This is a genomic window from Fulvivirga ulvae, from assembly GCF_021389975.1.
Lineage (GTDB): Bacteria > Bacteroidota > Bacteroidia > Cytophagales > Cyclobacteriaceae > Fulvivirga > Fulvivirga ulvae.
In genome coordinates this window covers 1,507,008-1,533,395 of record NZ_CP089981.1, presented here as the reverse complement: position 1 = coordinate 1,533,395, position 26,388 = coordinate 1,507,008, and the positions used below count along the sequence as shown (strand labels likewise).

The 26,388-nt window shown below is 40.1% G+C and carries 22 protein-coding genes; 9 read left to right on the top strand and 13 right to left on the bottom strand.

The genetic code is table 11. The features are described 5' to 3' along the window. Positions 1-54 precede the first annotated feature (54 nt). The 6 genes from LVD17_RS06475 to LVD17_RS06450 all read right to left on the bottom strand — a co-directional run bounded on the left by LVD17_RS06475 (position 55) and on the right by LVD17_RS06450 (position 7,557). Complete coding sequence (locus LVD17_RS06475; RefSeq protein WP_233765551.1) at positions 55-2,142, bottom strand: peptidylprolyl isomerase; 2,088 nt, start codon at positions 2,140-2,142, stop codon at positions 55-57. A 90-nt stretch (positions 2,143-2,232) separates the two neighbouring features. Then, positions 2,233-3,516: a hemolysin family protein gene (locus LVD17_RS06470; protein ID WP_233765549.1), complete on the bottom strand. Its 1,284-nt coding sequence runs from the start codon at positions 3,514-3,516 to the stop codon at positions 2,233-2,235. 169 nt (positions 3,517-3,685) lie between these two features. Further along, complete coding sequence (lptC, locus tag LVD17_RS06465; protein ID WP_233765547.1) at positions 3,686-4,213, bottom strand: LPS export ABC transporter periplasmic protein LptC; 528 nt, start codon at positions 4,211-4,213, stop codon at positions 3,686-3,688. Between the two features lie 55 nt (positions 4,214-4,268). Continuing rightward, entirely contained in the window at positions 4,269-5,570 is a 1,302-nt protein-coding gene (locus LVD17_RS06460) for a tetratricopeptide repeat protein (protein ID WP_233765545.1), read from the bottom strand. A 15-nt stretch (positions 5,571-5,585) separates the two neighbouring features. Beyond that, positions 5,586-6,854 (bottom strand): BamG family beta-barrel-assembly machinery protein, encoded by a 1,269-nt coding sequence (gene bamG, locus LVD17_RS06455; protein WP_233765543.1) that lies wholly within the window; start codon positions 6,852-6,854, stop codon positions 5,586-5,588. Then, positions 6,847-7,557 carry a type III pantothenate kinase gene (locus tag LVD17_RS06450; RefSeq protein WP_233765541.1) on the bottom strand — a complete coding sequence of 237 codons (711 nt, stop codon included), beginning with the start codon at positions 7,555-7,557 and terminating at the stop codon, positions 6,847-6,849. Before LVD17_RS06450 ends, bamG begins: the two co-directional genes overlap by 8 nt. A 79-nt stretch (positions 7,558-7,636) precedes the next feature. Here LVD17_RS06450 and LVD17_RS06445 point away from each other — a divergent pair, with 79 nt between their 5' ends. The 9 genes from LVD17_RS06445 (at position 7,637) to LVD17_RS06405 (ending at position 16,333) form a co-directional block, all read left to right on the top strand. Beyond that, positions 7,637-8,710 (top strand): anhydro-N-acetylmuramic acid kinase, encoded by a 1,074-nt coding sequence (locus tag LVD17_RS06445; RefSeq protein WP_233765540.1) that lies wholly within the window; start codon positions 7,637-7,639, stop codon positions 8,708-8,710. A 57-nt stretch (positions 8,711-8,767) separates the two neighbouring features. Continuing rightward, positions 8,768-9,451, top strand: coding sequence for a DUF4274 domain-containing protein (locus tag LVD17_RS06440; RefSeq protein ID WP_233765538.1), 684 nt, complete (start codon positions 8,768-8,770; stop codon positions 9,449-9,451). Positions 9,452-9,719: 268 nt separating this feature from the next. After that, positions 9,720-11,231 carry a sodium:proton antiporter gene (locus tag LVD17_RS06435; protein WP_233765536.1) on the top strand — a complete coding sequence of 504 codons (1,512 nt, stop codon included), beginning with the start codon at positions 9,720-9,722 and terminating at the stop codon, positions 11,229-11,231. Between the two features lie 10 nt (positions 11,232-11,241). Beyond that, positions 11,242-11,580 carry an avidin-fold protein gene (locus LVD17_RS06430; protein WP_233765534.1) on the top strand — a complete coding sequence of 113 codons (339 nt, stop codon included), beginning with the start codon at positions 11,242-11,244 and terminating at the stop codon, positions 11,578-11,580. 212 nt (positions 11,581-11,792) lie between these two features. Then, positions 11,793-12,425: an ABC transporter ATP-binding protein gene (locus LVD17_RS06425; protein WP_233765531.1), complete on the top strand. Its 633-nt coding sequence runs from the start codon at positions 11,793-11,795 to the stop codon at positions 12,423-12,425. A 2-nt stretch (positions 12,426-12,427) separates the two neighbouring features. Continuing rightward, a complete protein-coding gene (locus LVD17_RS06420) occupies positions 12,428-13,225 on the top strand; it encodes an ABC transporter permease (protein ID WP_233765530.1) in 798 nt (265 codons plus the stop codon). A gap of 128 nt (positions 13,226-13,353) precedes the next feature. Continuing rightward, positions 13,354-14,694 carry a YHYH protein gene (locus tag LVD17_RS06415; RefSeq protein ID WP_233765529.1) on the top strand — a complete coding sequence of 447 codons (1,341 nt, stop codon included), beginning with the start codon at positions 13,354-13,356 and terminating at the stop codon, positions 14,692-14,694. Between the two features lie 200 nt (positions 14,695-14,894). Then, the gene (locus LVD17_RS06410) at positions 14,895-15,380 is read left to right on the top strand and encodes a DUF6702 family protein (protein WP_233765527.1); all 486 of its coding nucleotides are present in this window, start codon (positions 14,895-14,897) and stop codon (positions 15,378-15,380) included. Positions 15,381-15,745: 365 nt separating this feature from the next. Further along, entirely contained in the window at positions 15,746-16,333 is a 588-nt protein-coding gene (locus LVD17_RS06405; RefSeq protein ID WP_233765526.1) for a hypothetical protein, read from the top strand. Between the two features lie 5 nt (positions 16,334-16,338). Here LVD17_RS06405 and LVD17_RS06400 read toward each other — a convergent pair whose 3' ends face one another. The 7 genes from LVD17_RS06400 to dnaK form a co-directional block, all read right to left on the bottom strand. Continuing rightward, positions 16,339-18,885 (bottom strand): TonB-dependent receptor plug domain-containing protein, encoded by a 2,547-nt coding sequence (locus LVD17_RS06400; RefSeq protein ID WP_233765525.1) that lies wholly within the window; start codon positions 18,883-18,885, stop codon positions 16,339-16,341. A gap of 12 nt (positions 18,886-18,897) precedes the next feature. Next, a complete protein-coding gene (locus tag LVD17_RS06395) occupies positions 18,898-19,809 on the bottom strand; it encodes a FecR family protein (RefSeq protein ID WP_233765524.1) in 912 nt (303 codons plus the stop codon). 54 nt (positions 19,810-19,863) lie between these two features. After that, positions 19,864-20,382, bottom strand: a complete 519-nt coding sequence (locus LVD17_RS06390; protein WP_233765523.1) for an RNA polymerase sigma factor — start codon at positions 20,380-20,382, stop codon at positions 19,864-19,866. Positions 20,383-20,489: 107 nt separating this feature from the next. Then, a complete protein-coding gene (locus LVD17_RS06385; RefSeq protein WP_233765521.1) occupies positions 20,490-21,806 on the bottom strand; it encodes an aspartate kinase in 1,317 nt (438 codons plus the stop codon). Between the two features lie 106 nt (positions 21,807-21,912). Next, positions 21,913-22,824, bottom strand: coding sequence for a DUF4382 domain-containing protein (locus tag LVD17_RS06380; protein ID WP_233765520.1), 912 nt, complete (start codon positions 22,822-22,824; stop codon positions 21,913-21,915). A 484-nt stretch (positions 22,825-23,308) separates the two neighbouring features. Further along, positions 23,309-24,226, bottom strand: a complete 918-nt coding sequence (locus LVD17_RS06375; RefSeq protein WP_233765518.1) for a DUF4382 domain-containing protein — start codon at positions 24,224-24,226, stop codon at positions 23,309-23,311. A gap of 217 nt (positions 24,227-24,443) precedes the next feature. Then, positions 24,444-26,369 (bottom strand): molecular chaperone DnaK, encoded by a 1,926-nt coding sequence (dnaK, locus tag LVD17_RS06370; protein ID WP_233765517.1) that lies wholly within the window; start codon positions 26,367-26,369, stop codon positions 24,444-24,446. Positions 26,370-26,388 lie beyond the last annotated feature (19 nt).

The following is a 26,388-nucleotide window of genomic DNA, read 5'->3' as shown; positions in this document are numbered from 1 at the left end:
TAACAAAAGCGGGGATGAAAGTTCCCCGCTTTTGAAGTAATCTCTTAAAAGAAATTAATAAAATTTATATCTCTGATCTTCAATCTCAGCGTATTCTTTAATAGCCTCGGTGATACCAAAACTGGTTCGGTTTCTCACGTTTTGTTGAAGTTGGTTTTTGTAAGCAGAGTAGTCAGCCACTTCCGGAGCATTCGTTTTGTTCTGCATTTCAATGATCAGCACACCATTTTCTGATGAGAACGGTTCAGTTTTCTGACCTGCATCCAGAGAGAATGCCCTTCCTACAGCCTTAGGGTCATAGCCTACATTTGGAAGAGAGTTTACGTTCAGCTTAAGGTCGCTCGAAGAGTAAACATTCGCATCTGCACCGTATTTAGAAGCCATTTCCTCCAATGAACCTGAAAGTTCCTTTAACTTGTTGATAATTTGCTCACCTTTTAGCTGGTTTTTAACACGAGCCGTAACTTCTGTCTTTACATTTTCCAGAGGTTGGTATCCTTTTTCTGTTTCATCAGTCATCACTGCCACTGTATATTGATCGTCTAACTCGAATACCTCAGACACATCTCCTTTAGAGGCATCTCTGAACAACCATTGAATAACCTGACGTGCTTCACCCAAAACGCCAATCCTTCGGTCATTTTTCTTAAGCTTGTCAGCTGTCATCACATTCAGAGTATCTTCTTTTGCCAATTGTGTAAACGATTCAAGGTCTTCACTGTTTGACGAGAACAGGTCTGCTTTCCTAAATGCTTCATTTCTTGTTTCGTCGCTGGCTATGATGTTTCTTTCTATAGTAGCTACCTTATATGCAGTATTTGTTTTAGGCTCATCAACCCTGATAATGTGGTAACCAAATTCTGTTTTTACCAGGTTGTTTAGCAAGCCGGCCTCGTTGGCATTGAACACAGCATTCTCAAACTCTTCTACCATTCTTCCCGATTGGAACCATCCGAGGTCACCACCTCTTGATGCAGTAGCATCAGTTCCGTGCTCTCTTGCCATAGCTTCAAAGCTGGCGCCGCCTTTAATTTCATCAAGTATCTTTTGAGCTTCTTCCTTAGCCTCGTCATCCTCTCCTTTAATAAGAATGTGACTAGCCTTTGCATAAGAGATAGTATCTTGAAAAATTTCAGATATTTTGTATAACACATAGCCGTTTGAAGTCATGTATGGTCCTCTAACATCTCCCTTACTCAGGTTACCGGCGTTGGCCTTCAGTTGAGCGGGAAGTGTTCCAATGTGATATTTATCAAAGAACGTTAATGCATCCGTATTGGCACCTGCATATACGGAATCTCGCTCGGTTGTGGCAAACTCCTTTTTAAGTTCCGACATCTCTTCTTTTACGTATGCGGTGTCAGCCTTTGAAGGAATAATGGGGAACGTTACATATTTCAGGCTTCTTGTATGCTCTACTTTATACTCCTCTTTATGCTTATTATAGTAATCTTTCAGCTGGCTTTCTGTAACGCTGACAGCAGAATCCCCGATAGCATAGAAAGGCACATATAAATATTTAACCTCAGCTACATCGTTTTGAGCATTGTATTCTCTTTGGGCCTCCGCAGAAGTTATATAACCTGTGCTAAGCAATAAGTTTTCATACTTTAGTCTTTCCCTGGCTGGTTTCAGGTTACTCTTGATCATGAACCAGTAGTTCTGATAAACTGGAGCCTGATTTTCATAGTTATTCAGGAAGTTCAGAAATAATTGTCTGTCAAACTCACCAGTTTCTGGGTTTGTAAAAAAACCTTTCACACTAGGGTCCTGGTTTTTGCCCTGCATCATATCCCAAACTTCGTTGCTGGTTACTTCAACGCCTACTTCATCATATTGCTTATTGAAGGCATACTTGGTCACCAACAGTTCCCATGCCTGCTGTCTGATGGTTGGTCTTTCACTTTCTGAAGGCTGCCTGTTATATTGAAGTTGGTAAAAGCCTTCACGCTCCTGGACAAAATTCTGGAATTCCTGTAACGAAATATCTTCTCCTGCGATTTCTCCTACCTGATTGTCATTGTTAAAAAGTCCTGATCCGCTTCCTAGAAGATCAGCCAGAATAAAGGCGAAAATGGCTACGGCTACGAAAGCCACCACTACCTTGCCCATCTTATTTCTTAGAGTGTTGATTAATGCCATGTCTTATATATACTCAAATTGCTTAGGTTCAAAGAGGCGCAAATTTAAACAGTATCCGACTAAAAACAAATTACCTGTCAAATTGCCGCTTTATTTATTTTCTTTTGTATTGTTTTTTAGCGTAAGTTTTACAATGTCGATACGTATATCGTTGGTTGATTGGATCGTAAATGAAAAAGGAGGCAGGGAAATAGTGTCTCCCGGCTCAGGCAGATCCTCTGTTACTGACAAAATAAGCCCGCCCAGTGTTTCATAGTCTCCGGTTGGCAGATCCCATTCATATTTATCGTTCAGATAGTCTATTTCATGTCTGGCGCTAAGCAGGTAGTTATGCTCATCCAGTTTTTGCTCTACCCAGTCTTCCACATCATGCTCGTCCTGGATTTCTCCAAATATTTCTTCTATAATATCTTCAATACTTACCACTCCTGATGTACCACCGTATTCATCCACAACCAAAGCCAGACTCTTGCGTTCACTGATAAACTGAATCATAAGTTCATTGGCCAGCATTGTTTCGGGTACAATTATTATAGGGGTGAGAATATCCTGTATGGTTTTTGGTTTTTTAAAGAGCTCCAGGGAATGACAGTAGCCAATTACGTCATCAATAGACTCTTTATATACAATGATTTTTGAGTGCCCGCTCTCAATAAAGGCCTGTTTCAAGTCTTCTATCTTATCTTCAATATCCACTGCCACAATTTCAGTTCTGGGAATCATACATTCCCGTATCCGGATGGTTTTAAATTCAAGGGCATTATTGAATATTTTTGTGTCAACCTCAACGTTGGTTTCTTCATCCGACATCAGGGTGTTTTTAATATAATTGTTGAGATCTGTCAGCCCAAAGGCAGGCCGGTCTTCGGAATATTGGTAACCAATAACTTTGGTGATGATCAGCTTTGACGCTGAAACTACGGCCCATACCACCGGTCCCATTAATTTATATATTAAGAACATTGGGATGGCCAGAATGGACAGCATCCAGTTCGGGTTAATAAGGAAGATGCTTTTGGGTAAAAACTCTGCTGTAAGAAGCACAACAAGTGTAGACAGCACTGTTTGTATAATTAATACCGAAACCTCATTGTATAAAGCTGCCGGAAGGGATTCTCTTATAATAGGGTCTAAAAGCTTGGCCATAAAAACACCGTAAATAACCAGCGCAATCGTATTGCCTATCAGAGTTGTTCCAATAAATCTGGAGGGATTATTGATGAAGGAAGCTAAAATTTTACCTGTTCGAAAACCTTTTTTCTTCTGAAGCTCTATATGAAGACGATCTGCGGAGACAAAAGCTATTTCTATTCCGGAAAAGAATGCCGAAAAAAGCAGGGTAAGTAAAATCGGAGGAAGCAGCGTCAGATCCATCAATTGGAAGGTTTTTCTTTATCCTTCATTATTTTATATAAAAATAGGAGACTTATACATAACATAAAAATCCAATAGGAATATGCCAGCCCTACAGTCATTAATTGATGAATGCCAATGACAAATAATCCTACACATGCGGAAAAAATAAGTGTCGGTACTAATTTATTCATTCTTCCAGGTAAAATACACCTTCAGGTTTTGTTATTTCATAAGATGAGAAATCCTGCTTGGCAACCAGGCCATGACCGTATAGTATCTGATCCGGTAAAGTTATAGTTACAAATTCATCCGTATACATTTGTTCCTTGTCTGGCTTCCAGAATAGTTCCTCGGTCTTCAACTCCTGGTTGTTTTCAATACTTTTAATAACGACATCTCCCCGGCCCCGGTATTTGTCCTCTTCTTTAAAGTAGTAGGCTTCATTGGCTTTTAGTGTGGAGGTTTTTTTACCGGTCTCATCATAAAATTCCATGTAAAGTCCTTCAGGAAATTCCATATCCCCATTAGCATATTCCCAAAGTTTCTTGGTTTCCAGTTTTACTTTGACTGTTGCAGATTCGCTATAGTAGAGATCAAGGTTTTCTGCTTCCTGCAAGGGGCCTGTATATGGTTCTGACACAGCAGCTTTTTCGTCCAGGCTTTCGCAGGAGATGAAAAATAGTAGAGGTAGCAGAAGTAAATATAGTTTTGTCATTAACCAAAAAAGGCCACAGGGATAACCCTATGGCCCTTGTTTATTTTAACTCTTCTTAGTCCCGGCTTCTGATCGTAGTCGTTTCATTGATCCAGCAATCTACAGTTATCTGATTACCCTTGGTATAATTGTAGGTAAAAATTTCTTCTGTTGAAGGAAATTGCTCCTTGGCTGATTGCATGGCTCTTGTATTTCCAGCTTTTTGGAACATATCGTAAGCAACCAGGAAAACGGCTCTATCTTTTACAATATCCTTCTCGCCTTTACATGTGTTGAAGCTGTTGAAATACAAGTTACCAATTGCAGAATAAGCATCCTTACTTGTAGGGTCAACTGAAAGTGCCTTTCTGTACATTTCACGAGCGGCAGCCCCACCTTTAATGGCACCCATTTGGATATACATTTCGGCTTTTTGGGTGGGATCTTCCGTTAGGGCAAGTGCCATTTCGAAGTAGCTAACAGCCTTTTGCGTGTCACCACTGGCTTTGAATTTAAGGCCAAGGTTTTTAGCCAGACCATAGCTGGGCTCTTTTTCCTGGATAACTCTACCTGCCTCTAACCAGAGTGGGTCATCAGTACACTTACCGTTAAGCATGAAAGCAAAGATCTTTTTAGCCAATTTAAGATCATCAGGATTTTCTTTGAATTTTGGCGCAAGGTTTTCTCTAACGAAATCACAGTCAACATCAATCACACTTACCAATAGCCCGTCGATTGTACCTCTATAGTCAGTAAGTTTATCCACGTATTTACCGCCTTTCTGGATTTGATTGTCTACGGTCTCCATGATCTTGTCATACCTGTTAAGTATTTCATTATCAGATAAGTTGTCAAGATATTTTTTGTTATATACTACTACACTCATATAAGGTACGTGCATATAGTAATCAACATTTTCTCCTCCTAATTCGTATGCCTGGTCGAAAAGTTTAAGCACATTAGCCAGTTCGCCTTTCTTCTTTACATTGTAGCGGTAAGCTGAATAGGCTTTTCTGGCCATTACATCGGCTTTTTCGTCACAATATTGTATTCTCATATCATAGATCAACATGAGGGAATCGATGTAGATATCTTTCTGTGCTTCATCTTTAGTCTCCTCAATTAAGCCTTTGTATATTTTTTCTCCGTTGATATAAATAGATGTATTTAAGTTAGGAGCGTTTTGAAGCAACCATTGGTGAGGTCCTTTGGCCGCTTTAAAGTTATCATTCCTTAATGCATCTGTATATAGTACATTTTTTTCTTCAGCTTTAGCCTTATCTTCAGGCCAGTTCCAACCTTCGCATTGCGCCTGAGCGAAGTAAGGCAGTACGATTGCTGCTAACAATAAGATGCGCTTCATCATTTTACTTTTCATAACTTATTTAATTACTTAATCATATTTTCTTTTAATAAACCACTGGTCGTTGAAGTTGAAACCCAGGTAAACCTTAAAGTAATCTTCACTGATCAGGTTGTCCTGGACGTCACCTCGCTGCCCATATTTAAAAGCCATATCAAGACTTGAGAAACGACCGACTGGTAAAGACCAGCCAAAATTAATGCCAAAGTCTTTAACCTGATTGCCGTTAATGGTATATGGGGTCTCTTCATAGCCAAATCCGAGCCTGTAAGTTACCCTTTTGAGATATGAAGTAACAGATCCGTAGTCAGGAGTAAACTCTCCTCCAAGGGTTATTTTCAATGAGTTTTTAAGGTTGTCGCTATTTTCACCATTGAAATCTTTATAATCAGACCATTGCTGCATTTTCACGTCAACACCGGCCATCCACTTGAATCCGTTGCTAAGAGATATTCCTGCCCCGATAGCCTGAGGTATTGTGATGCCCCCACGGATGGTGTCATTCTTGGCATTTAAAATAGGTCTGTTAACCTGCTCAAGCCCAAAGCTTTGGGCTCTTTTGGTTTTCACATCTGCGTTGAAATCATAGGTTAGGCCTGCCTTAAGCTTTATTTTATTGTTGAAGATAGAATCCTGATTGAAGGCCAGACCTGCGGAGAAAAGAAAATCAGATGCAGAAAACAATTCTTTATTTACTGCTGAATACGCGGCGAGATTTTCATCCACGAGAATATCTGAATACTTAGTTTCAATAGAGCTGAAGAGGTACGTTGCCTTAACTCCAACAAAAACCCTTTTATTTAGTGCTACTCCATTAGACCAGTAAAACTGATTGAATCCACCGGAGCCCTCTTCTGTGAACTGCACTTCGGTATCTGTGCCCGGTACAACATCCGTGTAGCTGAACTTATAGTCTACATTGCTATAGGGCATAAGACCCAATGATGTAGTCCATATTCCTGGTTTTACAGGAAATGCCATAGCCAGAAAGTTCAAATTTCCGCCGGAGTTTGTTTCTGAAGTGGTGCTGTTCTCAAGAGTTCTTCTTTCACCAATGAAGCCGGCAGTGAAGATAGTTAGCGAGTTGTAGGGAAGAAGTGCCGGGTTAACATTGTTAAGGTGCCAATAGCTACCGTTGCTGATCCCCAAGCCACCCATGCCCTGGTTATGAGCGAGACTCATATCATATATATCCCCCAGGCCTCTGGATGTAAATGGTGAATTGGCAGCCTGCCCCCACACACTGACAGTGGTGACTGTCAATGCTACTCCTAACAAAACACTTTTAATTTTATACATTATAAAGTAAAATCCTGTTTAAACCCCTGAGAACCAATTCCGGGGCTACAAATATGCTAGCTTTCAGTTTGTTTTCAAAGAATTTGGCGTCTCCACCGCAGATAATAATCTGCAAATGTCCGAATTTGTCACTATACATCCGAATAATTTCTTGTATTTCCGCAATTGCACCATTAACCACACCGCTTAGTATTGATTCTTTAGTCGACTGACCCACAAGCGGAACGTCTTTTTCAAACTCTATCAACGGCAGATTGGCGGTAAAATTATGCAATGCTCTAAAGCGTAGTGATATTCCCGGAGAAATTCCCCCGCCATGATAGGTACTTTTGTTGTCGATGATGTCATAGGTGAAACAAGTGCCTGTATCTATGACAAGACAATTCGTATCAGGGAAAATTCCCTGCGCACCTGCAACGGCAGCAATTCTGTCCAGACCCAGAGTTTGAGGGGTCTTATAATTAATTTTAAATGGCAGTGGCAGATCCGGACTCAATATAGTGACCGCAACATCGTTCAGCCTGGATTGAATATCTTCAATGCTCTGGTTGACAGAACTTACAATAACATGTTCAGGATTAAAATCCGTAATAATTTTATCAATCTCCACCTGGTCAGTCAACCGGATGACCTCGACGAGTTCGTTCTCTTTAAATAATCCTGCTTTGGTAAATGTATTACCAAAATCGAGAGCTAAGTTCATTTTTTAATTTCGAAAGTGATAAAATTCTTGGGAGATTAGCTATTTTTCAATGTGGTGGTTAAGGTTGAGTATCAAAATTATGAAAAATAAGGAGAAGTATAAAGCAATTGGGCTAATGTCAGGAACATCATTGGATGGTCTGGATTTGGCTTTTTGTGAATTTGAAATTGAGGATGGGCTATGGTCCTATCAAATTCATGGAACAGAAACCCGTAGTTACCCGGAAGAGTTGTATAACTTTTTGAAAACCGCTGTTGAATTTTCCGGTCTTGAACTAACAAAGCTTGATGTAGAATTGGGCCAATGGATGGGAAAAGTGGTGAAGTCATTCATAGACAGTAACCAATTTGAGGTTGATTTCATTGCGTCTCATGGACATACAGTTTTCCATCAACCAGAATCAGGAATAACCATGCAGATCGGAAATGGTAATTCTATTGCCGCTATTAGCCAATTACCAGTAGTATATGATTTTCGCTCGCTTGATGTGGCCCTTGGCGGGCAGGGTGCGCCCTTGGTCCCTATTGGTGATGCATTGCTTTTTCACGGTTATGATTATTGTCTGAACCTAGGTGGAATTGCCAATATCTCATTCCACAAAGACGGGCGACGTTTGGCGTACGACATTTGTCCGTGCAATATGGCTCTTAACTATATTGCAAATAAAAAGGGACATAATTATGACAAGGGAGGTGCAATAGCACGAGAAGGAAAGTTATTGCCAGGTTTGCTTGAAGTTCTTGATAATCTTGCGTTCTATAAGCAGCCATATCCGAAATCGTTGGGGTATGAATGGGTAAGTGAAAATGTCTTAAACGTAATCAACGGTTGCCCCGACTCTCTGGCAGATATTATGAGAACCCTGGCGGAGCATATAGCAAATCAAATTGCCCAGGCTCTAATGAAAGAGGAGAGTGGACAAAAATTATTGGTTACAGGTGGTGGTGCATTCAACCATTTTCTTATAGAATTGCTTCGGGAACGTTTAAAAGAAAAGGTTGAAGTCTGCATCCCTGACGATACTACAATTAATTTTAAAGAGGCGTTGATATTTGCTTTTTTAGGAGTATTGAGAATAAGAGGGGAAGTAAATTGCCTGAGTAGTGTCACCGGGTCGTCTCAGGATAGTTGCGGAGGAGTTTTGACACATTAGCAAACCTCTGTGTTGAGGTTCCTTAATTATGAAGTTTACTATAGATCAATAATGTATATGAATAATTTTTCACCTGAAACTAACTTATGGTTCGACAATATTAGAAAACATTTAAAGAGCCGGATAAAGAGCTTCAACAATTTAAAACCGGAGGTGAAAAGTAAATACAGGGATATTAGAGATTATTTTATTTGGACCGAGGAGAAACAGCAGATGTTCGGTTATCCGGGTCCAATTGAATGTGATATTGATAGAATATGGGCTGAAACAAATCGTAAAGTAAAAAAAGAACTTGGAGGGAAAAGCGAAGCCGCAAATATTGCGGCACGGATTCTCCGCGATGAATTCAGTATAGATATCACACAGGAGGTTATGCGGCATTCGCAGCCATGTTATGTTTTACATGATCAGCTCAATGAGATTGACTGGGACATTGAAGAGGAGCGTGATTTCAGTACAGTTGTCAAACTTATAAAAAATAAAAATTTGGACCGTGGTAGTGCTCTTCAGATATATTGGGAGCTGTCTCCTGAATATTACACCCAGTTTGCAGCAGAAGGCAATATAAAATATGATTACCAGAAAAAGGTATTCAGGTTGATCAGGCATATTGAAAAGCGCCTTCTGGCTAATGACCTACTTACCAACCTGATTCCTTACAAGCCAATGCCGGAAAATAGGCGCGCGGAAGTGAAAACTGTATGGCAGATTCCCGAGGAGTTGAAAAAGCCTAATTTTTAGGCCTTTCCTGATTTGCTTTTTGATATTATTCTTCACATTAAGTCGACATTATCTCAGGAATGAGAAACATTATAGCAAAGCATCAATTTCAGCCTTATTTTGAAACAATTCAGACAACCATCCGTAAATTTTAACTTCTTATTAACCGTCGGAGATATTAGAAATTGATTGATATTCTATACCTTTGGGCGCGGAGAAGAGGTTGAGAGTGATAAATTTACCGCAATAAACCTTGTAGGAATTAGTTTTTATTTAAAGAAAAGTCTTGGTGAGAAAAGCGCTTTACAACATTTTATTGATCTTCATTTTTTCTTTTACTATTTCCCCATTACTTGGCGCTTCAAGCACAACCTTATCAACAGAGAATGTTGAAGGAAAGGAAGTTGTGGCCCAGGATCACCAGCAACATGGAGATAATCAGCAGGAACATACTGAAGAAGAGGCCCATCATGCCCCTCCCGGATGGACAGTCATCCCTTTTGTTGTCCTTCTGTTAATGATCGCCACCGGTCCTCTTTTCTATGAGCACTTCTGGCATAAAAATTATCCTAAAGTGGCGGTAGCTCTTGCAGCTATGGTTGTATTATATTATTTGTTCGTTCTCCATAACACACATGGCCCTGTTCATGCTTTGGCCGAATATGTGCAGTTTATTGCGCTTCTGGCCTCCCTTTACATAGCTTCGGGGGGCATCATGATCGATATTGATAAGAAATCTACTCCTATAGCTAATGTGATATTGCTTCTGGTAGGTGCTGTTATCTCAAACCTGGTAGGAACTACCGGAGCATCTATGCTTTTGATAAGGCCATTCATAAGATTAAATAAAACCCGGATAAAAGCCTATCATATTATTTTCTTCATTTTTATAGTGAGCAACGTCGGAGGTTCTTTAACTCCAATTGGTGATCCACCTCTGTTCCTTGGCTTTTTAAAAGGAGTTCCATTCTTTTGGACGTTGGAGCATAACCTCTTTCCCTGGATATTTGCGCTGATACTTCTTCTGGTTACTTTTTATGTTTTTGATAAGCGAAATAAGGCTAATTATGGACTTTCAGATGAAGAAATCACATATACCAATAAAATTAAACTGATCGGGCTCAGGAATTTCTTCTGGCTAGCTGTTGTGATAGGCTCAGTTTTTCTGGACCCTAACGTACTTGACTGGGTACCTGCTATTGAATATGACGGGCAAAAGTTCTCATTCTTAAGAGAGATAATCATGTTTTCAGTGGCATTTTGCTCATTCAAATTTGCTAATAAAAATGCCATTGCTGGCAATGAATTCAGCTTTGAGCCAATACGTGAGGTAGCATTTATCTTCATTGGTATTTTCGGTACCATGATGCCGGCTTTAGAGTTGGTTGGAGGTTTTGCTGCTTCTCCTGAAGGCTCTAAGCTCATTAGTCACAATACTCTTTACTGGGGTACAGGTATGCTTTCAGGTTTTCTTGATAATGCGCCCACTTATATTAACTTCCTCACTGCCGCACTAGCCTCTCAGGGTGCCAGTATAAACAATATTACTGATGTTATTGCTTTTGCAAGGGGTGGTACCTTCTTCGATAGCGTTCTTGACCTTAAAGCTATTTCTATTGCCGCTGTATTTTTCGGAGCATTAACCTATATTGGTAATGGACCAAATTTTATGGTAAAGTCTATTGCGGAGCAAATAGGTATTAAAATGCCATCTTTCTTTGGCTACATTATCAGGTTCTCAATACCTTTCCTACTACCACTTCTTCTTTTGGTTTGGTTGGTGTTTTTTGCGTTTGTTTAAAAAACGTCGAATGATTGACTATAATGACAGGAAGTTCAAACCGGTAATCAATTCTGAAAATGGTGAAGTTGACAGTGAAATGATTTTTCACTACAGGCAGACAGGCAACATTGTAACGTGCCGATATTCAGGCAGTAATATTACGGAGGGACATTTAATAGCACTTGTTGATGAGCAGGGCGTGTTGAATATGAGATACCATCAGATTAACAACAAGGGTGAAATAATGACGGGTACATGCAAATCAACACCTGAAGTGATGCATAATGGTAAAATCCGCCTTCATGAAAACTGGCAATGGACGTCCGGAGACATGAGCAAAGGATTATCCCTTTTGGAAGAGCTATAAATCCTTAAAAATTTTAAAACAGGTATTACCCGATCCGGGTCAACTTCACTTTTGATTAGGCATAATATCGGAGCAGACCGATTGGCCTATACTTCTTCTTCCTTTATCTTTTGCTTATAACCAAGCCGGCAAAGACTTCTTAAATAGGAATAACGTCAGGTTTTAGTTAAAATACATGAACAATTGTTCAACAAGTGTATTTACCATAATATATGAATGTCATTGAATTACAGAATATCGTTGTAAAGTTTAATTCAAAGAACGTTTTTAATGGATTCAGCCTTGATATCCAAAAAGGTGAAAAAGTAAGGATAAAAGGGAAGTCAGGTGCAGGAAAAACAACCCTATTTAAACTGATACTGGGCTTTTTGCCACCGGATAAAGGTGGGGTATATTTTGATGGTCAAAAACTCGATGGAGGTGCTGCATGGAAAGCCCGAAAATCGATGGCATATGTTAGTCAGGATATGAATATTGGGGAAGGGCAGGTAAAAGATTTTTTTGAAGAAATATTTTCTTATGATACTAACAGAGATCTGAAGGTTGACAGAGAAGATATCATGAAATTATTCAGGGAATTTTCCCTGAATGAGGAATTATATGAAGGACAGATACCGGAGCTTTCAGGCGGTGAAAAACAGCGGTTAGCTATTATTGTATCTATTCTCCTGGCCAGACCTGTTTATTTGCTTGACGAGATTACATCGGCACTGGATGAAGCATTGAAAGAAAAAGTTGCTCAATATTTTTTAGGGTTAAAAGGGAAGACGATTCTTATCGTTTCACATGACTGGGTTTGGGAAAGAAATGATGTTAGATTGATTGACCTTGATCAATTAAATTAATTATGGAAGGTTCTCAGGATATATCAACTCTGGCATTGGTCTTAGCTTACTTATTGTTGCTTATACCCGTGCTGTTGGCTTATTATTTTAAAATCCGGATTGTGAAAAAATTAATTGTCTCAGCCATACGAATGACCGGGCAATTGTTTGTGGTGGGTATTGTTCTTATATATTTTTTCGAGCTGGATAATAATTGGCTCAATGCCGCTTGGGTTATTGGTATGATTGTGTTCGCAGCAGTATCCACGGTCAATAATAGTGAATTAAATTACAGAATATTTTTGCCCCCTATTTTTCTGGCATTTCTGATATCCACCAGCCTTGTTCTATGGTTTTTTAATGCGGTTTTGGTAGATCTCGATAATATCTTTGATGCCAGGTATCTGATCGTCATTGGTGGTATGCTTTTGGGAAATTCGTTGAAAGGAGATATTATCGGCATCTCTAAATTTTATGAAGATCTTAAAAAAGATGAAAAGAGATACCTGTATCATTTGGCGGTGGGAGCAAGCCAGCGCGAAGCAATTGTCCCTTTTTTCAGAGATAGTATGGGAGCTGCCCTAAAACCTTTTATTGCCAGTATGGCAACCATGGGTCTTGTGTTTTTACCTGGCATGATGACTGGCCAGATTATAGGGGGTGAAGACCCCGCCACCGCCATTAAGTATCAAATTGCTATTATGCTGGCCGTTTTCGTTGCTACTACTTTGAGTGTATCTTTAACTATTTTTATTACTTACCACCGGGCTTTTGATAGCTGTGGTATTTTGAAAAAAACGATTTTCAGAAAGAATAGATAACCATCTTAAAACCTCCAGGATTTTTGAACCTGGGAGGTTTTTAATCCTTCAAAAAAAAATTAAGTGAGGGGGTGGTATTAATGACAGGTTGCCTGTCTTACCATTACCGTTAACTTAATTTTTTACACATGAAAATACTATTAGCTGAAAAATTTTTGCGCCTGGCCTGTGCCGGGGCTTTCGTGTTCTCTCTATCTGGCTGTGGAGGTGATGATGACCCAACCACGACTATTGATGACCAAACTTATGAGGTATCCGTAAATGGTGCTACAACTGCATCGGAAAACGACCCGGGTACCGGATTCAAAATATCGTTAGATAAAGCAAATCAGACAGGCAGCAGTGTTAGTATTAAGTATACGCTGACAGGCACGGCAACTTCTGACAGTGATTATACGGCAACTTCCGGCACGGCCACCATTGCAGACGGCGATTCCGAGATTACTGTAGATATTCCTTTAATTGATGATGCGGATGTGGAAGGTGACGAAACTATCATTGTTACTTTATCAAATAGCGGTTTTGATAGTAATATGTCGTTGTCTTCATCTTCAACCCTAACTATAACAATAACCGACAATGATACAGATGGTGGAGGAGATACCTGCTCAAACGACAATTCTACTGACCAGGACGACCGTGGTTGTACCGAAACACCGGTAGCGAACCAGTATGATGATAATACGGTCAATTTTTCTGGCAACAGAGAGGTGGTGACTAATGGAATACCCACTCATGATTTCAGAAATCAAATTCCTGAAATAGTTTCTTCGCTGGATAATAGTACCAAAACTTACGAGTTTGACAATACACCAGTGAAAGCAGCGAGTGCAACAAACATCGCCGGTAATGATGGAAGGCCACAATGGAAATTCGGTGTAGCCAAAAACGGAGTGGCTATTGATCCTGCACCGGCGGAACCCTTTATATTTGAAAATCCAAATACCGGAGAGTACAATTGGGATTGGGTGATGGAACCTAACAACAATATGAATGAAGTCGGACTGGATTGTGCAATCGCACATGTGCAGCCTGATGGATTGTATCACTATCACGGCAACATGGGTATTTATGCAGAGCAACTGTCTGCGGGAATTAGCGCAGGAACAATACCTGCAAGCCCGGTACAAATAGGCTGGGCAGCAGATGGCTTCCCCATTCTTTACATGTATGGGCCGAATGCTTCAGGTACTGCTGTAGTTGAACTCACTTCCAGCTATCAGTTGAAATCAGGGGACAGGCCTGGTGACGGGATGACTGAACCTTGCGGTGAATACAATGGAAAATATACCAATGATTATAAATATGTAAACGGAGCGGGAGACCTTGATGAATGCAATGGGATCGGCAGAAGTGTAACGTTGGCCACCGGAACGTACGATTATTTCTATGTGATTACAGAGGAATTTCCGGTTATTTCAAGATGCCTTGTTGGTACACCTAATTCATCATTTAAGATAGGGCCATGATCAATAAAGGGTCTGTGTGGAGTGGCATTAATTGCGACCTCACCGCTTTGTTTACAGTAGGTACAAAGGTAAAACACTTTTTCATGTGTTGGTGATAACGGGGGTAAGCGTTTCGCCTTTTGCGCTTAACCCCCGGTTTTCACACATCAGTCCCGATTTTTTGAATCATTGATATTTATAAAAATGGAGTTTAACTGATTATGAAATACTTACTATCAATATTGTTTGTTTTGTTTAGTTGTGTTGGATATGGCCATGATATTAGAATGGCCATATTTGAAATTTCAGAAGACAATAAAAACTATACACTGGACATAAGCTTTGACAAAAAAGATCTGGAAAGGTCGCTGATTACGGCTTATCCAGAACTGCTTACAGTTAAGGATAATATGACCAGGGAAAGCTATATAAAGGATTACCTTGAAAGTAATTTTCAATTGGCTATTAATAATAAATGTATCGCTCCCAATATAGAAGCGGTAACATATGAGGATGAATATGTCAGAATTCACGCCACACTTCCCATTAAATGGCAAAGCGTTGAAACAATCAATGTATTTAACACTTGTCTTTTGGACTATAATGAAGGACACTCAAACATTATCAAGGTCAGGTTAAATAAACGGACCAGAACTTTTCGCTTGTCAGCAGAAAGAATAACCACCGTTGTGGATTATCGGGAGTAAATACTACTCCTCCCACACCTGCTGGTGTTAGATCTGATAAATTTCCATTGATAGAATATCCCGGAGACTTATTCTGAGGTTAATAACCTATAGTGATAAGTGACTTCACCAGTCATGTAAAGCGCACCTCTCAACCTCATGACCAGAGGTGATTCTTCACCAACAGAAGAAAGCTTTGCGGTTAATGCAGACAACCATTTCTCTTATCTCGTCGTCATCGTCTTGGGAATCAGTAAATTGTACTACTGTTTGGTAGCTTTTGCCCCCGAATAAAGGTAGAAGCTGGCGGCCACGATTATTTTTTTAAAGGTGGTATAAGATACGTAAGGACAACTGTTTTAATAATGAAACGAACACCAGTTTATATGAAAAATTTTCTGTTTTTGAATTACGCTGAAATTAAAGGTTATAGATTTAATTTGGTTACCAACAATCAGCCCGTCAATCTAAAAGCATTTGTAAGCCCTGAACACCATCAGGAAGAGAACCTGATATTTGCCAATTATAGAGGTAAAATGATAGGAGCCTTGAGGTTCAAGACGGCCGTTTTGCCTTCCAATATTTTTATACAGGCGGATGAATCTGACCTTGGCGTTGAAAGATCAAAGGAGTCGATTGTTGTTGATCTGCTAATTTTAAATGGTGATGGGCTTCACAATGATATTATAATAGCCGGGCTTTTAATCACGCTACAGAAGTATGCCAGGAAAAATGGATATGATTATTGTGTAGGCTGTTCTCACGGAGATCTTTCCGAAATGATACGGCCAAATAAATTCATTAGCCGCGAGCCGTTTATGGAATGCACCAACAGCTCCGCCCATGTGATTGTCAATTCCGACAAACCTTTCCTACTTGACTTTCAGAGACCCTTTATAAACTTTGGCTTTGTTACCATCAGGAAGTCTAAGACAAACCAGGGCAACGTCAGACAGCTTGAAAATGCAGCCTGATCGCATCACCACCGAATATTTAGCATAATGTTAGGGGCAAACCCAATGGCGTATTGCTGCTCCAGAGAAGTATTTGGGCCGAAAGTAAGGTAATTTTCTGCAACAAAATTTTCCCTGTCGTAAGCATTAAGCAGCGAAAGGCCAATTGAGCCATTCCACGATTTGACCCTCTTAGGAAATTTATATACAACCGCGAGGTCTAGTTGGTGTTGAACAGGAAATCTTCCTTCATTTTTTTGAGCAGTTACCGGTTGGTCAGGCTGCTGATTACCACCTTCTCCCGGAACAGGGAAAAAAGTATTGTTGGTATAAAAAGGAACACCTGATTGATATTGCCAGCCTATGGAGAAGCTCCAGTTTTTGTATGGCAGTGTGGCATTTATATTTAGCGTATGCGGTTGGTCATAATAAGTTTCAAAAGAAAGAAGGTTCAGATCCTGAAAGTACATATCAGTGTAAGCATAACTGTAGCTGATCCACGTATCTAACTTATTCCACTTTTTCTTTAATAGCACATCCACGCCATAAACTTCAAGATCTCCTATGGCAGATCGGTCAGGATCCGTGGGTCTCTTGTCTGATTTGAGAGTAGATAAATCAAATATATTCTTATGATAGAACTCGAAATCCAGCACGAAATTTCCCGGCCTCCAGATAGAGCCAAGCATCCATTGCGTACTTTTAATTACGGGTCTCTCATTGGAGGCCAATTCCCATGTTAAATTTTCAATTTTGCTGTCTTCAAAGTCGAAATAGACATATTGGGTAATGTATTGGCTATACAGACCATAACTTGATTTAACAGAAAAGTTGTTTTTCAATTTCCAGTTTAAAAACAATCTTGGCTCCACCCTGAAGTATTCCAGTGGAGTGTAGTAGTTATTTCTAATACCACTATTTACAGTTAGTTTCCTAAAAAGAGTAGTTTGATGATTGATAAAGAATGAGTGCAGGTAGGCTTCATTATGTGTATCGATGGATACTTCAGGACGGTTGGGCCTGTTGGAGTAAACAAAACCATCGATAGCATGCCGGTTCACCTGATAACCCAGGTTAAGGTTGCTGTTTCTTTCCTGATTCAGCAGTATATTTCCTTCTGCATTTACATAAAAATCCTTTATACGCTGCTCAAATAAGTTTGGAATATATGCAGGGTTGTTTGCCGGGTTTTGCGTTATTAGTAATCTCACCTCATAGTCTGAGTATGTGGCGGATACGGTGGTATTAAACTTTGGGCTCCAATACTGTGACCAATCGGTGTTTACCCCATTATTTTTTAATGAGTTATCAAGACCTTGTACTGAGTTACGCGTTTTGTTTAATACACTTCCCTCCTGTAAATTGTCAATAGCCAGAAAACTCATGGATATATTACCTTCTTTCAACTTATAGTTAGAACTGAAATTCAGATCATAAAAAGTGAAACTGCTGTTAAGTACTTCCATGTCTATATTTTCTTCCGCACGGTTCATAATGGAATTTTGTAAGGCAAGCTCATTAAGTGCTTCAAGTTTAGGTGATTGCCATTCTCCATTATAGGTAGACCTGACTGATCCGGAAACTCCAAGTTTTTTGCTCACGGGTACTTCAAAAAAGGCAGAGCCATAGTAAGTGTTGATGCCCACACCAAATCGCGCAGAGTCTGGTACGGATTTGCGGCTTTCCAACTTTATAGCCCCTCCAACCCTGCCACCAAGATCCGGGCCATAACCGCTTCTGTATACCTCTACCTGGTCGACGGCAATTGGGTTGTAAGGAGAGATAGTACCAAAGTAGTGACCTTTATGGTAGATAGGAATATTGTCAAAAAGCACCAGTGTCTGATCCGTAGTGCTTCCCCGTGTATGCAGATTGCCCGCTTTTCCATTCGGGGAAGATATCCCTGGCAGGGTTTTAATAGCCAGTAATATATCACCGTCTGTTTCGCCGGGAAGCAAAGAAAGGTCATTAGTATTAATAATAAAGCTGTGGTCTTCATTGGAAAAGTCAATCCCGGAAGTGATATAGCTGGTAATTACTATTTCCCGGAGTGTGGTTTCTCCAAAGGTCAGCTCTACCCTTGGGCATTTATCACCTAGCAAGCTTCCGGCGGTTATTTTCTTAGTGTCAAAACCAAAGTATTGAATACTGACTGTGTCCTGAAAAGTTAGCTTTCCGTCAAATTTTGCATAACCATTTTCATCGGATATAATGTTGGTCAGGTTATTGTTCAATATGATCTGCGCACCCTCCATAGGCATAGCAGTTCCGCTGTTCACTATTTGGGCACAAAAGTGATGGGAGGCTAGGGTTATCAGATAGGCGCCTTTGCCGGCTTCGCTGAAAGCCAGTCCGGTTTGATTTGAAATGTCTGCCAACTGCTCTTTAAGAGATGCATCTGCTTCAAAGGAAACCTGAAGCCTTTCTGCCAGGTCATCGGCATAGGAAAATGTTACGCTATGCTTTTTCTCCAGTTGACCAATAGCGGTTTTTAGGGATACACTGCTGTGTTGGCAGATTGCTTTCAGAGCTACTGAAAATAGGAAAAAGAGTAGTACATATTTTTTAGCCATAGAAATTGAAAATTACTGCAAAGTAACAGTATTTCCATTTTTCTCATAGCTAATGTTCATCGGATTACATACAGCTTTCAACGCAAGATCAACATCTTGTAATGAATAACTGCCTGTAAATGTCCTTGTTATATCTATTTCATCAGCTTTGATCCGGATGTCAAACTGTGCCTCCATTGTAGTGAAAACGGCAGATAGTGGGGCGCTATCAAACCTTGTTATAGTTTGTGACCAATTATGGTTTTGAAATTCGAAACCTCTTAATCCTCGTCCTCTTACTCTTGCTCCTCGTCCTCGGATAAGGGTTATTGTGCTATCGCTTGCATTAACTTTAACCTTACCATCGTAGCACATCACTGATGCAAAATCTTCAAAACTTTTGACCTCAAAGGCAGTTCCCAATACCTCTGCAGTTCCCAACTTGAAGTGGACCTTAAATGGGGCGCCGTCTTTATGCATTACATCAAAATGGCTGGTTCCTTTAAGGTGTATTTCTCTCGTCTCTTCCCAGGTATCTTTATTATATGACAGTTGTGATGAGGCACCCAGATGTATAACCGATCCGTCAGGTAAAGTGATTTCTTCCATCTCTGCAACCCCGGTTTCATAAGTAACAACAGAATTGCCGGAAACAATAAAATAAGTTAACGCGGTTGCCAGTAGCAGGAGTACGGCAGCCATTCTAAATACATTGGTCTGATACCAGTTAATAGTTTTTGCAGGGGTTTTGGTCTTTTTATTCTTTAACCTGTCATAGCTTGCTGCAATATCTAACTCTGGCAGCTTCCAGCTGTCTACTTCATTAAGTATAGCCTTGTACTTTTGGAAATCCGGGTCAGCACTAAGCTTATGCAGCTCATCATCGCCTAATTCATTATTAATTAAGCGGAGTAATTTTTCTTTATCGTATCCGGAATTGCTCATACACTTATAAAACAGGTATAAACGATATTATACCACCCCCTCATGATATTATTTTTAAATTTTTCTGTTTTTTAATATGTCAACCTGCTCCTTAAGCTTATCCATGGCTTTGTACATCTTTTTATGTACTGCACTAAGGCTTACCCCTTGTATATCAGCTATTTCCTGGAAAGACATTTTGTCAACACGACTCATGAGAAATACCTCTCGCTGAGATGCCGGCAGATCAGATATGGCCTTTTCAAGTAATTGCTTAAATTCCTTTTCCTCCAAAATATACTCGGGGTTTTGGTGGTTTTCCTTGTGCTTATAGTCCTTGGCAAAGGATAATACTACCTTATTGTGTTCAACTTCATTTAAGAACATGCGATTGGCAATTGTAAACAGAAAGGCCTTGGCCTTCTCCAAAACTACCTTTTTACAGTTCTCCCAAAGCTTTATAAAAGCTTCGTGCATAAGATCTTCAGCCTTATCTATATCACCGCAACGATAATAAAGGAAGTTTCTTAACTTATTAGCATTAGAACGGTAAATATTTTGATAGTTGCTTTCACGGCAAATTGAATCACTCACTTAAATACATGTTATAACCAGTAGATTTCAAAGTTGCAAATTTTTATCAATTGTTAAAGCTGCCCAGGCGGTTTTCATAACCACCTGAGGCAGCCTGCGAGATATTGCTATTCAAAAAGCCCCTTGTTTAATGCCTTTAATATTTCAGAAGTATACCCTGAATCTATAAGCATAGATATATTATTTTTACTTCCTCCATAAGAAACCATTCTTACGGGAATATCCGAAACAGAAGTGAATATTCTTTTTAAAACTCCTTTTTTTGCGGATACCATACTACCCACTATGCAGATAATGGTTTGGTTTTGGTCTATCTCTACTACACCAAAATGATTTAACTCCTCAACAATCTGATCAAGGAATCTTGGCTGATCAATAGTAACTGATACCGCAACCTCTGAAGTCGTGATCATGTCAATTGAAGTTTTGTACTTCTCAAAAATTTCAAATATCCTTCTCAGGAAACCATGAGCCAGTAGCATTCTGGTCGATTTTATTTTAATAGCAGTTATACCTCCTTTTGCGGCTATGGCTTTTACATCAACATCCCCACTGATATTGCTGATGACAGTACCAGGTGCTTCGTGGTCTATAGTGCTCTTTAACCTTACGGGAATACCGTACTTTTGGGCAGGTAATATTGAGGAAGGATGCAATATTTTCGCTCCGAAGTATGCCAACTCAGCTGCCTCATCAAATGTCAGCTCACGAATGGGAAAAGTATTTTCTACTATTCGCGGATCATTGTTGTGCATGCCATCAATATCGGTCCAGATCTGTACTTCATCGGCATGAATAGCGGCGCCTATAATCGAAGCTGTATAGTCACTTCCTCCACGCTGTAGGTTATCTGTCTTACCTTCATGGTTTCTGCAAATAAAGCCCTGAGTGATATAAAGTTCACCTGGGCTATCGGATAATATCTTCTTTAGCTTTTTCGATATCTCTTCAATTTCAGGTTCACCGTCCTGATCAATGGTCATGAAATCCAGTGCTGGCAAGAGTATATTCGAAATACCAGACTCCAGCAGGTATTGATGAAACAGGTTGGTGGATAATATTTCGCCATAAGCTAGTATAGTCTTATTGTTTCCCTGGTTGAAATCAGGGATAAGCGCTAACGCATTTATTTCGGCAAAGTATTTTTCGATGATCTCTACACCTTTTTGTTTGCCTTCAACTGTGCTAAACAGACCTTCGATAAAATCCTTATAATGTTTCTTTAAGCTTGCTACCTTAGATTTGGCCTCATCCTGCTTTCGCGATAATAACAATTCTCCGATCTCTACCAGTGAATTGGTAGTGCCGGAAACCGCGGATAATACAACGATTTTCGATTCCTTATCAGCCGTGATAAGGCCAGACACTTTGTGCATGCGCTCTGGCATGCCTACTGAAGTTCCTCCAAATTTGTAGATAAACATTATTTATAGATTTTAAAATTAGCCGGTAAATTTAAAACTGATATTCAATAAAAAAGCCCCAAACGGGGCTTTTTTATTGTTTTTTCAAAAAACAGACTTCTTACTGCTAATTTAATAAATCAAGCCCCAGATCGAGCTCCAATTTAGCGCCGGCTTCAAGGGTCACATCTTCATAAAACCCGATCAATTCAACAAATTCACCATTTTCATCATAAGCGGCAAAATAGAGGTCATAGGTACCCGAATTTATAAAGGCCAGTGTGAAATCACCATCAACCACTACACTACTGGTTACAGCATTGGCAAACCTCACTTCACCTTCTTCCGGCTCGTCCATTTCAGACTCTACGAAAGTGTCATTTTCATAAGCAAAGGCTATAACTTTATCATACCCGGCACTATCCAGGCTGTCTATGTTAAAGTGCCCGTTGATCATCGCAGCATCCTGATTGGCAACCAGTCTAATAGTGGGTTTTAATATGAAATTACCACTGTTACCTGCCTTTACCACAGCCTTACGTACGTCAAAATCCAGTGTAATACCTACTACACCACCTTCGGGAATAGTAAACTCTCCTTTAGCTTTATAACCTGACTGAGCGCCACTTGGTACAAAAAGTGGCTCTTTGCTTCCGTCAATATATTCGATGTATGAACCTTCGTTTTGAAGCTGATCGTCCACTTTCTTTTTAATATTTAATATAAGTCGTACTTCGCTGTACGTTCCGGCATCCATCTCGTTTTCTGTTAGTAGGAAAGCCTCACCGTTTTGATAGCTGAGCAGGTCTATTGAAACTGGTTCTTCAAACTCTTCAATGGTTTCCCATCCTTCCGGGCCGTTGGCTTCCACTCTGTTCACTGATATTACTACTGCCGATACGTTGGCGTCGTCAATAGGAGCATCTGTGATATAGATACTTGCCTTTCCTTTTCCATTGGTGGTACTATCATCATCGTTGCAGGCAGTAAATACCAATGCAGATAAAAATACCACACTTAACATTCTAAGCATTTTCATAGTTTTAGTTTGTTGGGTTTGTATCAAATTAAACGTTTAAACAAGTAAGTTGATTTCCCTAAACCTACGAATGTTGTTCTGCTACAGATAAATGGATGTATAAATCGATGAAATGTAAGTGTCTGAATAATAGATTTTTAGCTTAAAATATCATCTTAATCAGCACCAGGCTTTAAACCTGTGGAGTAAATGAATTGGAAAGTAAAGCAAGTAATGTGCGACTTTCCATTGAAAATCAGTAAACCGAGCATATTGTTTATATTATGCAAGTTTGCCTACCGCTTTTGCCGATTGCCATTAACAACTGTCAGTCTGCAAACAGGTGAAAATTTAGGGCCTCACCAGAAAACATTCAGCTTGATCCCTTGATCCTCCAAAATGGGTTTTCCGGCTATGCGCTATTAGTTGGTACGAACAATACATACAATAAAAAAGCTACCTGTAAAAGGTAGCTTCTAAAATTGATTAATGGCCAATTGGCAGTTTAAAGAAGTTCGTTCAGTTTGATTGAAATGTTAGCTTTAGTCTGTGCCCCTACTTTAACATTGCTATAGCTGCCCAAAAGGTTTAAAAACTCTCCCTGTTCATCAAACATGGCAAAATATACATCGTAAGTTCCTGTATTGAGGTAGGCCAGGGTGAATTCCTGGTTCTGATCCACCATACTGCTGGAAATGGCATTGGCAAACCTTACATTGCCCTGTGTTGGTGCGTCCATTTCACTTTCGCTAAATGCGCCATTCTGATATACAAAAGCCACAACACGGTTGAAAGCTTCCGTTCCGGATAATTTTCCTTCAATAGTACCGGCATCCCCATTGGCGACTAATCGTATCGCAGGTTTCAGCAAGTATTTATCTTCTTTGCCTGCGGCAACCAGCGCCTTGCGAACATCAAAATCCAGAGTAATTGAAGCACTTCCGTTTTCAGGTACTGTAAAACCTCCAATGGCTTTGTATCCGGTCTGTTCACCACCTGGAGTATAGAGCACTTTTTTGCTTCCGTCTTTAAATTGGATATATGATCCCTGAGCATCTGTGGTTCCTCCGTTTTCCTGAATGTTCAGGTTGAGGCGCACCTCGGTATAGGTACCGGCGGCAATTTGTTCTTCGGTTAGTAAAAACGATTCACCGTTTTGATAACTCAAAAGATCAATGGAAACAGGCTCATCAAAGTTACTTAAGTTGATCCATCCTTCCGGACCTTTGGCTTCCACACCTGTTATAGATATAAAGACTGCAGATATCTCCTGATTATCAACAGGAGCATCAGTCAGGTAAATGCTTGCTTTCCCTGTCCCTTCTGCTTCCCGGGTATTTACCGGCTCCTCGTCGTCTTCATTACACGCAGTGAATATCAATAATGATAATAACACTGCAGCCCACGCATTTAATACTTTCATAGCTTCTGATTAGTTGTAAATGTTGTATTCAAAAATTAATTACCCTCAGAGAACGAGTGTATATGAGGAATATGTATGAGACAAACCATGAAGCCGGTTATTGGCAGGTGAAATGCGGTATGCATCGTTGAGTACCGGAATTTGGGAAACCCGGTACCTTGAAACAAAAAAGAGGCTGCCGAACCGGCAGCCTCTTCACCTTAATTAAATGAGCAGATTACTTTTTATTATTGTCATCTACTTCTTCAAATTCTACATCAGATACATCACTGTCTGATCCGGCTTCGGCCTGACCTCCAGCTTCAGCTCCTGCAGCACCACCAGCCTGGTCAGCACCAGAGGCAGCGTACATTTCCTGAGCTGCCCCTTCCCAGGCTTTGTTAAGGCTTTCCATAGCTTTGTCTATGGCAGCTACATCCTGAGACTGATGTGCTTTCTTCAACTCCTCAAGGGCCTCGTTGATCTTGGTCTTGTTACCCTCAGAAAGTTTTTCACCATACTCTTTCAACTGCTTTTCAGTCTGGAAGATAAGTGAATCGGCAGAGTTGATCTTGTCAATCTTCTCTTTCGCATTTTTATCAGCTTCAGCATTAGCCTGAGCTTCCTGCTTCATTTTTTCGATTTCTTCATCAGTTAAACCTGAAGAAGCCTCGATTCTGATCTTTTGCTCTTTCCCTGTACCTTTATCCTTGGCAGAAACGTTCATGATACCGTTGGCATCAATATCGAATGTTACTTCAATTTGAGGTACTCCTCTTGGAGCAGGTGGAATTCCATCAAGGTGGAACCTTCCGATCGTTCTGTTATCTTTGGCCATTGATCGCTCACCTTGCAATACGTGGATCTCCACGGAAGGCTGGTTATCAGCAGCAGTTGAGAACACTTCAGATTTCTTTGAAGGAATTGTAGTGTTGGACTCAATTAATTTTGTGAAGACACCACCCATAGTTTCAATACCCAAAGAAAGTGGAGTAACGTCAAGTAGAAGTACATCTTTAACTTCTCCTGTAAGTACACCGCCCTGGATTGCAGCACCTATAGCCACTACTTCGTCAGGGTTTACACCTTTTGAAGGTTTTCTTCCGAAGAATTTTTCAACTTCTTCCTGAATCTTAGGGATTCTTGTAGAACCTCCCACCAGGATCACTTCATCGATGTCAGAAGCACTAAGTCCGGCATCTTTAAGAGCAGTCTTGCAAGGATCCATCGACCTTCTAACCAGGTCATCAGAAAGTTGCTCAAATTTTGCTCTTGTAAGTTTTCTTACCAAGTGTTTAGGCACGCCATCTACAGGCATGATGTATGGTAAGTTGATTTCAGTTTCAGTAGAGCTTGATAGCTCTATTTTAGCTTTCTCAGCAGCTTCTTTCAACCTTTGAAGAGCCATAGGATCTTTTCTAAGATCTACGTTCTCATCATTCTTAAATTCATCTGCAAGCCAGTTGATAATTACCTGGTCAAAATCATCACCTCCCAGGTGAACATCACCGTTGGTAGATTTTACTTCAAATACTCCGTCTCCAAGCTCAAGGATTGAGATATCAAATGTACCACCACCAAGGTCATACACTGCGATTTTCATATCCTTATCTTTTTTATCAAGACCATAAGCCAAAGCCGCAGCTGTAGGCTCGTTAATGATCCTTTTTACTTCAAGCCCGGCAATCTGACCAGCTTCTTTAGTAGCATGACGCTCTGCATCGTTGAAATAAGCCGGTACGGTAATTACCGCTTCCTTAATTTCAGTGCCCAGATAGTCCTCAGCCGTAGACTTCATTTTCTGAAGGATCATAGCTGATATCTCCTGAGGTGTATAATGTCTGTCTCCGATTTTAACCCTTACGGTATCATTGTTACCTTTTTCAAGAGTATACGAAACGGTCTTACGCTCCTCACTTACCTCACTGTACTTTTTACCCATAAACCTCTTTACGGAGCTGATAGTATTGTGAGGATTGGTTATAGCTTGCCTTTTCGCAGGATCTCCCACCTTTCGCTCGCCTTTTCCATCTTCGAGAAAAGCGACAATCGAAGGCGTTGTTCGTCTACCTTCGCTATTTGGGATTACCACAGGCTCATTCCCCTCCATCACGGCAACACAAGAGTTGGTTGTTCCTAAGTCAATTCCAATAATTTTTCCCATGATAAATTCTTATTTATTA